This window comes from Vibrio cyclitrophicus (assembly GCA_023206055.1).
GTDB lineage: Bacteria > Pseudomonadota > Gammaproteobacteria > Enterobacterales > Vibrionaceae > Vibrio > Vibrio cyclitrophicus_A.
This window is the reverse complement of the sequence record CP065367.1, coordinates 975,701-988,220: the sequence shown is the minus strand read 5'-3', so window position 1 is coordinate 988,220 and position 12,520 is coordinate 975,701. Positions and strand designations below refer to the sequence as shown.

11 protein-coding genes are annotated in these 12,520 nt (G+C 43.9%); 3 read left to right on the top strand and 8 right to left on the bottom strand.

The window, feature by feature from the left end; translation table 11 throughout:
• Positions 1-99: 99 nt before the first annotated feature.
• On the bottom strand, positions 100-996 hold the full coding sequence (locus ITG09_20005; GenBank protein UPR53675.1) for a LysR family transcriptional regulator: 897 nt from the start codon (positions 994-996) through the stop codon (positions 100-102).
• Positions 997-1,104: 108 nt separating this feature from the next.
• On the opposite strand from ITG09_20005, the gene ITG09_20000 reads away from it, so the two are divergent.
• Both ITG09_20000 and ITG09_19995 read left to right on the top strand, forming a co-directional pair.
• Complete coding sequence (locus ITG09_20000; GenBank protein ID UPR53674.1) at positions 1,105-2,310, top strand: multidrug effflux MFS transporter; 1,206 nt, start codon at positions 1,105-1,107, stop codon at positions 2,308-2,310.
• A 100-nt stretch (positions 2,311-2,410) separates the two neighbouring features.
• Positions 2,411-2,761, top strand: a complete 351-nt coding sequence (locus ITG09_19995; GenBank protein ID UPR53673.1) for a hypothetical protein — start codon at positions 2,411-2,413, stop codon at positions 2,759-2,761.
• 586 nt (positions 2,762-3,347) lie between these two features.
• On the opposite strand, the gene ITG09_19990 is transcribed toward ITG09_19995, so the two are convergent.
• The 3 genes from ITG09_19990 to ITG09_19980 form a co-directional block, all read right to left on the bottom strand.
• Positions 3,348-3,965 carry a glutaredoxin gene (locus ITG09_19990; protein ID UPR53672.1) on the bottom strand — a complete coding sequence of 206 codons (618 nt, stop codon included), beginning with the start codon at positions 3,963-3,965 and terminating at the stop codon, positions 3,348-3,350.
• Positions 3,966-4,027: 62 nt separating this feature from the next.
• Positions 4,028-4,924, bottom strand: coding sequence for a DMT family transporter (locus tag ITG09_19985; protein UPR53671.1), 897 nt, complete (start codon positions 4,922-4,924; stop codon positions 4,028-4,030).
• Between the two features lie 155 nt (positions 4,925-5,079).
• On the bottom strand, positions 5,080-6,087 hold the full coding sequence (locus ITG09_19980; GenBank protein ID UPR53670.1) for a porin: 1,008 nt from the start codon (positions 6,085-6,087) through the stop codon (positions 5,080-5,082).
• A 376-nt stretch (positions 6,088-6,463) separates the two neighbouring features.
• On the opposite strand from ITG09_19980, the gene ITG09_19975 reads away from it, so the two are divergent.
• On the top strand, positions 6,464-7,480 hold the full coding sequence (locus tag ITG09_19975; protein ID UPR53669.1) for a succinylglutamate desuccinylase/aspartoacylase family protein: 1,017 nt from the start codon (positions 6,464-6,466) through the stop codon (positions 7,478-7,480).
• 314 nt (positions 7,481-7,794) lie between these two features.
• Here ITG09_19975 and ITG09_19970 read toward each other — a convergent pair whose 3' ends face one another.
• The 4 genes from ITG09_19970 to ITG09_19955 form a co-directional block, all read right to left on the bottom strand.
• Positions 7,795-8,514 carry a DsbA family protein gene (locus ITG09_19970; protein UPR53668.1) on the bottom strand — a complete coding sequence of 240 codons (720 nt, stop codon included), beginning with the start codon at positions 8,512-8,514 and terminating at the stop codon, positions 7,795-7,797.
• A 127-nt stretch (positions 8,515-8,641) separates the two neighbouring features.
• Positions 8,642-9,211, bottom strand: a complete 570-nt coding sequence (locus ITG09_19965) for a protein disulfide oxidoreductase (GenBank protein ID UPR53667.1) — start codon at positions 9,209-9,211, stop codon at positions 8,642-8,644.
• 3 nt (positions 9,212-9,214) lie between these two features.
• Entirely contained in the window at positions 9,215-11,278 is a 2,064-nt protein-coding gene (locus ITG09_19960; protein ID UPR55223.1) for a thioredoxin family protein, read from the bottom strand.
• Positions 11,279-12,208: 930 nt separating this feature from the next.
• Entirely contained in the window at positions 12,209-12,457 is a 249-nt protein-coding gene (locus ITG09_19955; GenBank protein UPR53666.1) for a hypothetical protein, read from the bottom strand.
• Positions 12,458-12,520 lie beyond the last annotated feature (63 nt).

The following is a 12,520-nucleotide window of genomic DNA, read 5'->3' as shown; positions in this document are numbered from 1 at the left end:
ACGTATTATCTTGTATATGTGCGAACTCGTATAATCTATATGCGTCAAGTTTATTATTGGCCGTGTTGTATAACTTTTCAAATTAAAATGTGACTTATTTCACAGAGCTTGCGTGCCACGCTCTTTGTTTAGTCTATCTTTCAGATGGTCCAAAAAAAGCTTGGTTCGCGTATGCGAGTAATCAAGCTTAGGGTAGTACGCGTAAACCATCACTTCATCGGCAGTAATATTTGGCAATACTGGAACTAAGGTCCCTTGTTTTAGATCCTCTTTGATCATCGCTTTGATGGTTAACAGTATGCCCATTCCTCTCTTTGCTGCATGAAACAAGGCCTCTGGGTTAGTGGTGGCAAAGTTACCATTGAGAGTGATGCGTTGCCCTTTGGTGAGTGTAACTTCACGGATAGGGCGTTCCCCCCAAATCAAAGAATTGTGTTGTTCTAAGTCTTGCTCGTTGGTGGGGTAACCATGTTTAGCCAAATAGCTTGGCGCCGCATAGAAGCTGGCTTTGTGTTCAAATAGTGGTGTTTTCTTGAAGCTTAAAGAGTTGAGTTGCTCCAGTTCACGGCTGATCACCAGATCTAAGCTAAGTTCAGGCAATTGTCCTGACGTGGTCGTGATTAGCTGCACCTTGATGTCCGGATACTTTTCTAAGAAGTCGTCCATGTATTGCACGAGAAACTTAGAGCCAACCGCAATCGTTGCGCCTATTTTTAATAGGCCTGCTGGGGTTTGGTTTACCGAGCGAGTCTCATCAATAATGGACTGCCAATTATCAAGCTGATCTTTGGCTCGCAGGTAAAAGAGCGCGCCGGCTTCTGTTTGGCTAATTGAGCGCGTGGTGCGCTTTAATAGTTGAGTGCCGATGCGCTCTTCTAACCAGTTTACTCTTTTACTGATCGCTGAGCTGGTGGTGTTAAGTTTTCGAGCAGCACCATTGAAGCTACCTTCTTCGACTACTCTGACGTAGCTTTTTACGTTAAGAATCCAATCCATATTATTTCCCGTTAGGACTTAATAAAATTCCAATTTAGCTAATTATCAATTATTGGTTTTGAATGTAAACTCATCTAATGAGCAAATATCAAACGAATAGGGAATTTTTTGAGCCAATCGACCTTTAAAAAAACGCCGTTACTCTTAGCTATGATGATTATTGCTACGGGACAAGTAGGTGTGAGCATCTATTTGCCAGCATTGCCGTTAATTGCTTCTGACTTAAGTGCGACTCAAGTAGATGTACAGCTGCTCGTCACGCTGTTTCTGGTGGGTTTTGGCTTGTCTCAGCTATTTTACGGACCGATGTCCGATGCGGTGGGAAGAAGACCTATTTTCTTGTTAGGTCAGGGTGTTTATTTGATTGGTACAGTCGTTTGTGTTGTGTTTTCTGACAATATGACAGCGCTAGAAGTGGGTCGCTTGCTGCAAGGTTTAGGAGCGGGTAGTGCCTCGGTTCTTGGGCGAAGTGTGCTTCGTGACAGCTATGATGGTTCGCAGCTTACTAAAGCGTTGTCCTATATCTCGATCACCGCTTCGATTATGCCGATCATTGCGCCAGTATTCGGTGGTTGGATTTCATTTCACCTCGGTTGGCAAGCGGTGTTCCTGTTCGTTTTATTGTACTTATTAGCGATATTTACGCTGGGTTACTTTGTTCTTCATGAAACTTTGCCATACGGAAAGAGCCGCTTTAATGCTTGCCAGGTGGTGAAGAACTACGGGCGCTTGTTGACCAATCGCCAAGTGTTGACCAGTGCCAGTTATAACTGGATGAGCTATATGGCGAGTTTGGTTTCGTTGTCGTTGTTTCCATTCTTAATGCAAGAGCAATTGGGGTTGACCGCCGCTGAATATGGCTCATTGATGATTGTTCCTTCGGCAGGCTTACTGATAGGTAGCGTCGCTTTAAACTTGCTCAATCGTCGGTTTAGTACGCCTCAACTGATGAGCCTAGCTATCTTAATTATTTTGGCATCGGGAACTTGGCTTCTTACTCATGAGTTATCCATCTTTAACTTAGTTTTGGCATTTACTTGGTTGGCGATAGCACAAGGCATCTCGTTCCCACTATCAATCAGCATGCTATTAGAACCTCATAAGAAACAAGCGGGTGCAGTATCTGCGTTGTCGGGTTCAATTCAGATGTGTTTAGCGGGTCTATTGGGTGGGTATCTAGTAGAGAGTTGGGTCACGACTCATCTACAATTAGGCGTGTTCTATCTCATTATTGGCGCAACTATGGGGGGAGTGCTTTGGTTTTCAATCAAAATGAACAAGAAAGGCGATGCTGTTGAAGTGGAATATAGCTAAATGCTAAATGCACTATCGTCTAATGCACTATCGTTAATACGTTGTATTTGTGCTGATGGTTTTCTACAATGCTTCGGTCCATTGAATAGGTAAAAACAAAATGCAGCAAAATGAATTTGAAGTACTGGTAAAAGCTATCTGCGCACTAGATGGCTTACCTCAAGCGCTTGAGCTATTGAAATCCAATGAGGATACAGAAGTCGCTGAGGCTGCTGCATCACTGACTGGTCAATTCGCACTAGCTGAAGTGGAAGGCGAAAAGCGTATTTACCATGTGACGCTTCAAGAAAATGAACAAGGCGAAGAGCAAGAGTACATCGAGCATGTCATGAATGAAGGCGATGACTTAATCAAATTTGCAGCTTGGTTCTTTGAAACGATGTTTGAATTAAAGCAAAAAGACACATACCAAATTGCCGGTAAAACTTACAGACAGCCAAAGCGCGGCTAGGTTTCTCAATAAAGTATTTTAGAAAGCAGCTCTCTTGAGCTGCTTTTTTTATAAGTGTCTAAACCAATGTCAATGTCAATGTCTTGGATTGTTATTAGGAATGAAGTATGAAGGTTAAATCAAACTTGAGGTTAACTTATTGATATACATATATCATTCTGATTTTCGCAGAGCCAGAAGTAGGTTAATTACAATTAAATCATTAGAATTACACTAAAGTGTGACATATGTCTTGTTTTTGAGGGTTTTACGTGTAGAATCCGCACACAAGAAAAGTAGATGATGTGCGGAGATAAGCATGAATTACGAACTAGGCCACGCATACCTTGGCCAAATGGCAGCAAAAAACATGATGCACGAAGCATTGTACGGCACTTCAAAGCCAAAAAAAGTTTCATTCTTCAAGCGAATGATGAAGAAAATGGCTAAGTAAGCATTTTCCAAAACGGATTTTTAAAAGGCCTTAAACTTATTGAAGTTTAAGGCCTTTTTCGTTTTAGCGATTGATGACTTATATCGCTCTGTTTTGTTGTGGATGGACACAAAAAACACTAATTAAACTTCTGACTAATGGCTCTTAATGAATTCAGCCAGCAGATTGATTGGATAAGTCGACCACATTATTAGGGATGCTATCTAAGCCATTCTCTTTCATCCACGCTTCTAAGTTGTCGGCGCCACCGATGTACTTACCATCAAGCCAGATCTGAGGAACAGTCACGGGTGTTTTTTCACCAATGTGCGCTTTTACCTCTGGTATCATGCGATACAAAGCGGCGCTGTCTTTTACGACATCGTGATAGGTATATTCGACCCCCGCTTCATCAAGCATCTTTTTAGCTTTAACACAGAATGGGCAGGTCGCCTTACCATAAACGATGTTGCCTTTTAGGCTGTCTCTTTTGGTCCACTCTTTAATCACCGATTGAACCAACACTCCGCGATTGAGTGCTTCGCCTTGGCTTACTACTTTGCCTTCAACAACAAGGATCGGGGCATGCCAAGAGCCTAGTTTTAGCGGCTCCCACCAGTGAGACAACCAATCTTTCACCTCTAGTTCGACATCGACATCGGCTAGTTCATTCTCAAAAGTATCCTTCAGAATGTCTTTGGTAAGGGTACATTCCCCACATGGGATGTTGACTTTAAATGGACCCCAGCTGCCTGCCCAACGGTATAGTGTAATCTTGACTGGTTTCTTCATGGTTACGGCCTCGTTTGAATTCTCTTATCCATATAGAACGGACAGTCGAACTATTTATTTCATCAACCTGAAACTTTCTTCACTTTCGAAGGTTTTTTGGTTTCCCAGTGCGTTATAAATGCAACTGACGCAATAATAATAGCAGCACCTAGCCATAAACGACCCGGTGGAACCCAACTAAATACAATCCAACCTGCTAAAACATTTAGCGGTAATTTCGCGTGGTCAAACGGTTGAACAAACGAAGCATCAGCGACCGAGTAGGCTTTTACAATCGCCCATTGAGCGAGTGCCGTCATAACACCGATAACAATCAAGATAGCCCAAATTGTACCGCCGCTTGGCGTCTGCCAATCTGGCGCGGCAAGCAGGATGTTAAATGGCGTGATTAATAGCAGAAGATAAACCACCATGGTTGAAGGACTGTCTTGCGAAGAGAGTTTTTTCACCATGAGTGAGTAGCATGCCCAGAAGAACGCCGCACCAACGGGTAACAGTGTTGCCCAGTTAAAGTCTTCAGCCCATGGTTCCAAAATAACCATCGCACCCACGAAGCCTGCTAAAGTCGCGCCCCAGCGAGCTGCCCCAACTTTCTCTTTGAGAAATAACCCTGAACCTATGGTTGCAAACAATGGCGACGTCATGAGAAGGGCAATGCCTTGCCAAATAGGAACAGGGTAAGCCAGCGCCCATATCCAAAGTTGAATACCAATAACCGATAAGAAGACGCGGAATACGTGCAACTTTAAGTTGTCGGTTTTTAGCGCACGGCGAATGCCCAGCGTTTTTAGGTAAGGAAGAATAGCGAACAACGCGACGGCGTATTGAATGACGGCAACGGTGGTAGAAGTAAGTCCGAAATGAATGCTAGCAATTTGAGTTAGGCTGTTAATAACGGCAAAGGCTAGGCCTGCGGTTAGCATCCAGCTAGCGCCTTGGATCGGATGGTGTTGTGACATGATGCTTCTAATTATTTGATGTGGTTCACCTATGATACGGATTTAGCACCACTTAACCAGAAAAAGCATTGATGAAGTTAATCAGAATATTTGAATATGAAAAAAGGTTGAGCTATTGCTCAACCTTTTTAGTCTGTATCTAAAGTCGATTTAGATTAGAAGTCGTAGCGTACACCCAGGCGAAGAATATCTTCTTGCTCGACAGTTACTACGTTAGCCACTTTCGTTTCGTCTAGGCCATTTAGGTAGTACGAAAGGTAAGTGCGGAAGTTGCCATTGAATTTGTAGTAACCCGCAATTTCAACGCCGTCCAGAGCATCAGATTTAGAACCGTTCGCGGCCTCGTCTTCTTGGTACGTGTACACTACAGCAGCAGAAAGCTGTTTTGTGAATTTGTACTGTGCAGCAAGCTCCATTGCAGTGAATGACTCAGTATCAGCACCAACCGCTTTATCGTCGAGGTCACCCGTTGAGTATGTTGCAGCAAGGTATAGGTTATCTAAAGAGTACGCTAGACCCGCTAGGATTTGGTTTGCACTACCTGCACCAGCACCTAGGTCTTCACCAGAGTATGCAAGACCAAGGTCTAGACCGAATGGTAGTGAGTAAACACCAGCAATGCCGTAGCCATCTGTGTCTTTTGCACTATTTGCTTGGTAAGTTGCTTCTAATTGAAGTGCATCAAAGCCACCGCGGTATGCAAATACGCTATCTTCTTTGTCAGAAGCAGCATCGATTACTTGCTGAACACCAGAGAACTCAGTGATATCCGTAAAGTCAGATACGATGACTGAAGCCATGTCTTGGCGACCGACAGAAACGGCTTGGCCATCGAAATCAACACCAGCGTACATGTAACGATTGCCGAACTTACTATCACCAGAGCCTTGTTCAGCTTCGTAGAAACCAAATGCAGACATAGTGTCTGTAAGTTGTGTCTCACCACCCAGGTTTAGACGAAAGCGAGTTTTATCTTTCATTGAACCTTCAACTTCGCTAACGCCACCCGTATTACTGTCACCAGAGCCAATGAAGTCACCACGGAATTCCGCACGACCACCAATCTTAAGTTCTGTACCATCAGAGCTGTAAACTGTTGCTGCTAGAGATGAACCTGAAACTAGTGCTGCTACTACTGCAGAAGCTAGAACTGCCTTTTTCATAATCACTTACCTTGTATTTTAAAATCCGTGAGCAATGTGCTCTCCGTTTCGATATGAAGCTAATTTAGAGAAGATAAATTAAGCTTTCATTTCCATAAAATTACATTTTCGTGAATAGGGAACTTTTTACGTGTTGATTTTATTGCATTTTTATTTAATGCGACTGAGTGTTCTGTGAATAGATATACAAATTGTGTGTATTTCAAAGGTCACATTCACAAGTTTTATCTCGGAACCACTGATGTCGGTGCTGGTGAATTTTGGGAGCGCTTGAGGGCTTGTTAATCTGATTAACTGCTTGTACTGGTTAAGATATCCTCTATGATGCAAAAACTTACAAGAGAATAGATTTTGCTCAACAAGATGGAGTAGTTGGATGAAAACAGAGTACTTAGGCGATGTTTTACAAGGCAGGCAGGTTATTGGCTCCTTGAATGTTGAAGACCTACCCGTTGGAGAGCACCAGTTTTGGTTTCAAGTCACCAGTGATGGGCTAGGGCAACCTAAGAATATGCCGGTTTCTGTTTTCAAAGGCAGTCAAGAAGGTCCTAAGTTGATGATCACCGCCGGTATTCACGGTGATGAGCTAAACGGAGTGTTGGCTGCGCAGCAAATTATCCGAGACTTAGTCGGTAAAACTCTCAAAGGCACGGTAACGATCGTGCCTACTGTCAATTTGTCTGGTTTGCTGAACCATAGCCGTGATTTCATCTCTTCGGATCCGGGCTCTTGTCCTGCCAATCTTAATCGACTCTTTCCAGGTGATGCACACGGCTTAGCCGCGGAGCGATTCGTCGCATCTCTGTGGGATCGCTTACTCAAACACAACGCGACATTTGCTGTTGATCTGCATACCCAAACTCGTGGCGCGGTATACCCACTTTATGTATTTGCTGACTACCGAATTGAACAATGTTTGGAGATGGCGAGGTTGATGCAGCCCGATTGTGTTCTGAATGACCCTGGCGATCCAGGTATCTTAGAAACGGTTTGGAATCGAAGTGGAATTCCGAGCATCACGGTGGAAGTTGGGATGGGGAAATTTACTCAGCCAGACATGATTCAACGAGCGGTAGACGGTGTTTTTAACATGCTGTCTTATTATGAAATGTTCGAGATTGACATAAATAACCCAGAGAAAGTCCAATTGCCGAGTATCGATTGGATTGAAGGCAACAACGTGGCGTCTATTCGTGCCGACATTGGTGGTTTTGTTCTGCCTCAGGTCGAACTCCTGCAAAGTGTGGAACAAGATGATTTGCTAGCCATCCAATATGATGCGTTCGGCAATGAATGTCGCCGTTATCATGCACCGTCTGCTGGGCGAGTACTCAGTTATAACGTGGATGCGTTAAGGGAGCCGGGTGCACTTGTTTGTCGCTTGTTAAGTTAGGCTCAGTCGGTTGGACGTTTCCGTGTTAATACACTGTGCCGCTATCTAAAACACGTAAAAAAAGACCGAGCGAGGCTCGGTCAAAGGACAGTTGTCTAGAGTAAGCACGTCTTGGACTCATCGAGATAACTCCTTTTAGAGTAGCGAGGTTAGATTAAGAATCCATTGCAAGATAGTGACACTTCGACTACTTTTCTGTTTCCAACATAATACTGAAAACATTATCTTAAGCTCATCAAAAAGCCGACTGCGAGTTACGTTCGTCGGCTTTTTATTCATTTCTCTTTTTAGCCTTTGTCTCTATTTAGACTTGATTAAAAAGTGTCGTCCACGATTTCTTTTAATCGGTCGTAAGGTACATAACCCGGTAAGACCTGTCCGTTCATCATTAATGTTGGTGTGCCAGTTAACCCCAGCGCGCTAAAAGTTTGGTGGTTGGTCATTAGCGTGTTGCTTTGTTCTGTAGTGGTGTCTAGTTGCGCTTCTGTTCCCGTCTTCTTAGCTACGGCTTGCAGTGACGATTTTGTGTGGCTACCGCTTTTTGCCATCAATAGTCGGTCTACTTCAGGGAACGCTTCTGGGTTGTCTTTCCATACTTTCATCGCGTATAGCGCTGCGTTGGTATTTAGGCCCGAAACCTGTTGCTGCTTAAACGATAAGTACACATTAATAACCTTAATGTCACTATTTTCAGAGGCAAGTTTAACTAAGCCTTTTTCTAAGCGTTTACAGAAAGGGCAGTTGTAGTCGGTGAAGTTAATAATGACCGACTTGCCATCTGTGTTTCCGGTGATTGGGTGAGCGTCATTGTTGTATAACCAATCATGGCTTTTCGCTTGGGCTTTCTTCGCCTGTTCTTGACCTGCTACGTACTGCTCTAAACTGGTATGCAGCCCTGAAATCGTAGAAGGATTCTCCTTCAGAAATTGATTAATTTCTTCAAGTTGTTGAGTTTGTTCTTCGTTTAATTCTGCGAAGGCATTAGTACTCATTAGTGAGCCTAAAATCAGTGCGCTTATCAGATGCTTTTTCATATTGTCTTTTCTCTAATTCGTGATAATCGTGAGCGCTTATTGGGTTGCGCTCACATTAATATTGTTTGTTAAACTGGCTGAGTCGGTTTATTCACTTATCTTTGCTCTGTTTTTCTTTGTGAGCGAGTTAGGCAAAGTAGGTTCTTAACCACAGCCCTATAGGAGAAGTAACGCCTGTTGCGATACTGCTGATCTTTTCGTCTTTGATGATGACGATGCTTGGAGTGACATTAACGCCCCAAGTTCTGCTGATTGATCCAGAGAGATCATTGATAACAGGGAAGTCATACTCTTTTGCATCCAAGTAGCGCTGGACACGTTCGTCTGGACCAGACGATAGAGCGATCGAAACCACCTGATGGGAATCGCTGAAGCTATTGACGGTTGGGCTTACAAATTTGCAGGCACCACACCAAGTCGCCCAAAAATAGACAATGACTGGCTTACCATTTTTGCTTAGCTCGATAACATCAATATCCTCACCTTGGAGTGATTGACCTACGATTGGAATCGCATCTCCTTGAGGCATGCTTCTGCTGTGATAAAAATCCATAGCAAACGAAACCATGCCAACGATCAGTATCATTGAGACAAGTTCCTTTCCCCACTTCTTAAGACGACTTGGCTTTTTAGCCTCACCCTTTACAGGCTGGTCTTTGGTAGTGTTAGGCTTCTCTTCATTGTTGGGAGTCTTCATCACTTATCTCGCAGCATCGATGGCTTGAACGACAGTGTCACTGTCCAGAATCACGGGCAGTGGAATACCGCTTTTATAGCTTGGGCCATACACGATATTAAATGGCACACCAAATCGCCCATTACTTTGTAAGTATTGAGTGACACTTTCACTTGGTGTTGTCCAATCACCTTTCATCAACACAATGTCTTCTTGCTGTAGGTGGCTGTAGACAGGGTCTTGAAGGATGACGCCGATCTTGTTGGCTTTACAAGTGATACACCAATCAGCAGTTACATCAACAAACACCGTTTTGCCTTCATCAACGAGCTGAGGGATTTGCTTCGCATCCAGCTTTTGCCAAGCGAGATCGTCAACAATCGGAGTTGCCCAGTTATCAGCGGTGACACTACCGACGATCAATGCAGCACCAAGCACCAAGGTTGTGGTTGCCATGATAGGTATGAGTACTTTACGACCCAGTTTCATACCAATCCAAACCAGTACTGAAATCACGATAAACAGTGACAACAATATGGTTGGGAATTTACCAATGAATGAGCTAAGGAGGCTTGTTAGCCATAGGCTGGTGATGAACATCATTAAGCCAAATACCAGCTTAACTTTGAACATCCACGCCCCAGGCTTTGGAAGCAATTTGGTTAGGCTTGGGAATAGCGCAAAGATCAACCAAGGCGCACTCATACCGATACCAAGCGCGATGAAGATAGCCCATAACTCTTGATAGCTTGCTCCAAGTGCATACGCGACAGCGGTTCCTAGGAATGGCGCACTACATGGCGTTGCTAGTAGCGTCGCAAACATACCTTGAACAAAGTGGCCTGAATGTGAGTCATCGCCTTTGGTTGCCATCCAAGTGTTTAAACCTGATGGTAGTCTGAATTCGAATAACCCAAGCAGGTTAATTGAGAACAGCAAAGTAATGATCAGCATGAACCCGATGAACCAAACATTTTGGAACTGGATTCCCCAACCAATCGCATTACCACCCATTTTTAGAGCGGTCATACCTAGGGCTAACAGCGCAAATGATGTAATGACACCTGAAGCAGAAGCTAAGAATGAGAGTCGAATATGACGATTAGATGCACCTTGGTTTTGAATGATGCTGTTTAATTTCATTCCTAATACTGGCAACACACATGGCATGATGTTGAGGATCAAGCCACCAATTAAAGCAAAGCCAATCATCGCAATAAAGCTGGTGTTACTTGATTGATAGGCAATAGGCTCTGAGCCAACTTGAGCAGTCATTTCTTCAGCAAAGTTGGTATCTGAAACCGTGACGCTAACGGTGCGGTCCGTTAGGTCGACTTCACCGATCCAGTTGCTCACATCAAATACAGCCGTCATTGTATTGTCTGTGATGTGGACGCTTGGTTGAGAGAAAAAGTCATCAATTACTTCTTGCCCGTCAATCAACACCATCGGTTTATCCCAGCCATCTTTACTTGTCAGCTGAGTGACCAGTTGCTGCTTGCTCTTGTCCCAAAATAGACCATTGACCGAAGTGTGGTTAGCTTCTCGTGGAGATTGGCTCATCCCTTGGTTGAACAAGAACATGGCTTCTTCATCGAGCGCTAAGGTTTGTGGGTCAATCGGCAGTTCGATGTCGTAATCGGTTAACACACAGATATTAGTGCACGACGGAAAGGTGAACGATGCCTTGAATATGGCTGGCTTAGTGTTGTCTTTCAGTGTGAGTGTGACCGGAAAGCTGACGTGCTTTTTGTAGCCCAACGTCATTACGTCTAGCTGCTCGTAGTACTTAGGTATCGGCCAGTGCCACTCTACTGACTCAATGTTTGTTGAACCAGACCAGTCCCAGCTTGGCGGAATGCCACCTTCGCCTGGGCTGCGCCAATAGGTTTTCCAGTCGCCGTCGAGCACGACATCGAGCACGGTTTGGATCTTAGAGCCGTCATCCGACTGTTGACCCGTCGACATCATTCGCATCTTTACAGGCGGATGCTCAGGCACACTAAGCCAGCCCGTAGTCTGTGACAAGACGGTAAATGACGTCATAACCAAAAGGGCAGTGACTAAGGTTTTCGCGCATGTACGCATAGAGAATGCCAATGAATCGACAAACTTAGTTAGTAGTGTGTTGTACACAAATGTATCTCCAAAAAATAAATAAAAGGGTGTAGTAGCCCGGTTATTTACTCTCTAAATATACAGTGCTTTAGATGCAGTCGGTGTTTTGTCGGTCGAGTAGAGCGATGATTGTCTCTAGATAATCTCGATATGTGAGGAGGTAAATTAAACGCAATAGCAATAATAAGTACGAATGGGATCAGCCAACCGGTTTTGGGGGCGGCAAAGGTCAGCATTTTCGAACTCAGGCTGCATGAACTTGAATTGGGGGACGTTAACATTTTTGAGGCTTCTAAGCCGAAAACGCTGGCGTATAGAGCCGACATTTTTTCTGAAGAAGCAATGTCGGTTTGGGGATTACTGGTCTCTGTATGAGTTTGTGCGCCAACTAGGGCTGATTGACTATTAGTGGATGCAGATAACGATACTTTCTTTACGGCCAGAGTGCTCGCCAGACAAGTTACGATAACCAGTCCGGTAAGGAAGAGCGCCCAAAGCGAATGCTTTTGTCGGCGGTTCTGTGTGGATAAGAAAAGCAGCGATGTGTTCAGCAAATTAGTCAGTAATCAAATCTGTTAGTCGTTAAAGCGAGCTCATTGAATTGTGGCTAGCTTAGATAAGTTCTCTTCGCGCCACAAGTCATAAAATTGTTAAAGTGAAACCATGTATAAACTAGAGAAACTATATAAACGCGGGAAACTGCAGATACACGATAAACGACGCATAACCCCCAACTCATGCGAATACGACATTGAGCTGTAGCTAAAGTTCACAACAACTGAAAGTTATCGCTAATTTATTCTGTATCGAGTGGTTTATTCGCGATGAGGTGATACAAAAAAGCCCAACAGATCTTATATGAACGTGTTGGACTTTAATCATTGGTGCTTTAGGAAAGGCTTAGTGAGTGCGGCGAGGGCCGTTACGTACTAAATCTTTACCGTTATCAAACACTTCTTTGGTGATCCAGCGAGCAAGCAGAACTTTGTGGCTGCTGTTGAATACAGCAACGAAGTGACGACCATCTGAATTATTGGTTGCCATGCCTACACCTTCAACGCCTTCAAGGCCTAAACCGCCAGCTTCCACTGAGATTAGGAACTTTTCTAGTTCTTCTAAGGATTCGATAATATCAAGTTCGTTGTTCATTTCTATACTCTCTTGCTGTTAGCTAACATCGGATTTAAGGCGTTTTTGTGCATGTGCTTAAGT

What these genes read in the sequence shown, in the direction of transcription:
- ITG09_19990 (UPR53672.1), bottom strand. Translation starts at nt 3,965, where the DNA reads ATGAAGAAACCAGTCAAGATTACACTATACCGTTGGGCAGGCAGCTGG.
- ITG09_19985 (UPR53671.1), bottom strand. Translation starts at nt 4,924, where the DNA reads ATGTCACAACACCATCCGATCCAAGGCGCTAGCTGGATGCTAACCGCA.
- ITG09_19955 (UPR53666.1), bottom strand. Translation starts at nt 12,457, where the DNA reads ATGAACAACGAACTTGATATTATCGAATCCTTAGAAGAACTAGAAAAG.
- ITG09_19960 (UPR55223.1), bottom strand. Translation starts at nt 11,278, where the DNA reads ATGCGTACATGCGCGAAAACCTTAGTCACTGCCCTTTTGGTTATGACG.
- ITG09_19970 (UPR53668.1), bottom strand. Translation starts at nt 8,514, where the DNA reads ATGAAAAAGCATCTGATAAGCGCACTGATTTTAGGCTCACTAATGAGT.
- ITG09_19980 (UPR53670.1), bottom strand. Translation starts at nt 6,087, where the DNA reads ATGAAAAAGGCAGTTCTAGCTTCTGCAGTAGTAGCAGCACTAGTTTCA.
- ITG09_19975 (UPR53669.1), top strand. Translation starts at nt 6,464, where the DNA reads ATGAAAACAGAGTACTTAGGCGATGTTTTACAAGGCAGGCAGGTTATT.
- ITG09_19965 (UPR53667.1), bottom strand. Translation starts at nt 9,211, where the DNA reads ATGAAGACTCCCAACAATGAAGAGAAGCCTAACACTACCAAAGACCAG.
- ITG09_19995 (UPR53673.1), top strand. Translation starts at nt 2,411, where the DNA reads ATGCAGCAAAATGAATTTGAAGTACTGGTAAAAGCTATCTGCGCACTA.
- ITG09_20005 (UPR53675.1), bottom strand. Translation starts at nt 996, where the DNA reads ATGGATTGGATTCTTAACGTAAAAAGCTACGTCAGAGTAGTCGAAGAA.